The sequence below is a fragment of the Paenibacillus sp. FSL R5-192 genome (assembly GCF_000517845.1).
GTDB lineage: Bacteria > Bacillota > Bacilli > Paenibacillales > Paenibacillaceae > Paenibacillus > Paenibacillus amylolyticus.
Genome location: NZ_ASPR01000040.1, coordinates 1 through 2087 on the forward strand (window position 1 = coordinate 1; position 2087 = coordinate 2087).

General features: G+C 45.9%; 3 protein-coding genes. All 3 read right to left on the minus strand.

Going from position 1 to position 2087, the window contains the following annotated elements:
- On the minus strand, positions 1-1452 hold a 1452-nt coding region (locus C161_RS19825; RefSeq protein WP_036672239.1), incomplete at its 3' end, for a phage tail tape measure protein.
- A 12-nt stretch (positions 1453-1464) separates the two neighbouring features.
- Positions 1465-1815, minus strand: a complete 351-nt coding sequence (locus tag C161_RS32610; RefSeq protein ID WP_162163205.1) for a hypothetical protein — start codon at positions 1813-1815, stop codon at positions 1465-1467.
- Positions 1754-2087 (minus strand): hypothetical protein (locus C161_RS32615; protein ID WP_036672242.1); only part of this gene is annotated, 334 nt, incomplete at its 5' end. The genes C161_RS32615 and C161_RS32610, both read right to left, overlap by 62 nt.

Sequence of the window (2087 nt, forward strand, 5' to 3'; positions counted from 1 at the left end):
CACCTGGATGGAGAGGTCCAATAGAATATCTTCAGCTTTACGCCATTGTTCGACGCCATCGACAACCTCTTTGGTTTTAACTCCAAGACGCTCAATTTCGTCCACCGCTTTGTCTGTTCGAATGGTACCCAAGACTGTCTTCCACATGTTACCCAGATTTTCCCCAGATAAGGCAGTGTTACGTACTCCTGAAGAGATAAGTCCGTTCATAACGTCAAAGGATACGCCAGTCTCAGCAGCAATCTTACCGGTTCTCTGAAAAGCAGCTCCTAAGTCACGAGCAGGAGCCATCGTATCGTGTGCTACCTTGGACCAGGAATCCAGAACCCGGTTACCGATAACCATGGCTTCATTCGCATTTGTGATGTGGACCCCATATTGAGACATCACAGACTCCATGGACTTGGTAGCGTCCTCAAGCTCTACCATGTCCACAGTAGACAGCTTTGTGGATTGCCGCACTAGCTCTTGTACAACGTTAACGTCTTTGTACATACGGCCCCAGAGACGAGCTGACTCCGTGACATCCAAAATGTTAGAACCGAGTTCGTGAGCAGTTTGAATAAAGGCTTTTGTCTCGCGGTTTAGCTTTTGTGTATCCATAACCATTTTGTTTGTGCCATCTTCAAAATGAACAAAATAATGTTCGTTCGTCTGCACGTACCCGGCCATGTTGGATTCAATGTCCACCAAGCCTTCCTTCATGGCCTGGGTGACTTCGTGCATTGCTTTATACATGGTGTGGAAGACAACGGCATGTGTAGCCATATCTCCTAATCTACCAATCCAACTTTTAGAGACAGCATCCATTGTGGACCCCATCCGTTTGGTTTGCTGTTCAGTTTGAGACAAAGCTTGTCGAATCCGTTGTTCCTCTTGCAACACTTTTTCCCTAAGAGCTTCTTCTTTTCGCTGGCGTTCTGTCAGAGCAACACGTATCTTCTGTTCCTCTTGCAGAACACGTTCCCGCGTGCGCTCGTCTGTGCCCGTACCGGTTGCTTTCGCAGCCTCTTGTCCTGATTTGACTGAACGATTTTGAAGAATCTGCATCTTTTGTTGATGCTCACGTTCAGACTGCTCAATCTGCTGATTTCGTCTATTAATCAAGGCTTGTTGCGCCTGCATTTTAGCATCTATCAGGCGGTTGGTTTGCTCAATCTGTTGAGCCTTGGCACCGAGCAATGCAGTTTGAGCAAGTTTTTGCTTTTGTTGAGCTTCGTATTCGGCTATTATCTTCTGGCGGCGCTGATCCGAGGTTAAAGCCATTTTATCCATTGCTGAAGTTATATTCTTGTATGATTTCTCAGCGGTTGATAACTCAGCATTCAAGGCTTTAAATGCATCTGCGTTTCCTCGTGCTCCAGTATCGATGTTTTTGAAAGACTGAAGAACTTTGCCTGTATCTAAATTAATTCGCGCAGCAACGACATCTCTATTTGTACCCTCTGCCATATTGCCTCCTTCCTACCTTGGCTGGAAGAAACCAAGATCGGATAAGTATTTTGCTTTCTTCGGCTTTTTATTTTCAACCGAACCGCCATGAAGAGTAATTTCGAATTCACGAGACCGCTGTTTTTCATTCATAAGTGCTCGTATTTTAGGTATGGTCATATTAGGCCACTCTGTATCTGAAATTCCATTGCTGATACAGAGCGCCCACAGACCCATCCAGTCCGTTCCTGGTTGATCTACTTCACCATCCTCCGAATCCTCATCATCGTCAGCGGAATCAGGATCTGGAGGAAAAGATTCTTTATAGAAATCGATCCAAAACGTTATCCAAAGCCTGGATGCCCTCCATGTCCACTTCTTCATACTCTTCATCCGTTAGGCCCTCAACAAAAATCAGATCGAAGGCTTTTTGATACGCCTGCTCAATAGCCGGACAGTCAATAGCTGGGATATCCTGCTCACCAACTTGCGTTGCTTCAATAGGATCACGTCCAATTACATAGCTGAAGCGAATACCCCCGAGGTTCTTCGCATGCTGCCGTACTTCCCGGATCAATTTTATTGTCCCGACCTTGATAGTCTTTTGGATACCTTCAGCCAAACGTACGGTGCTGCCAATGTTTAAAGTCTGGTCC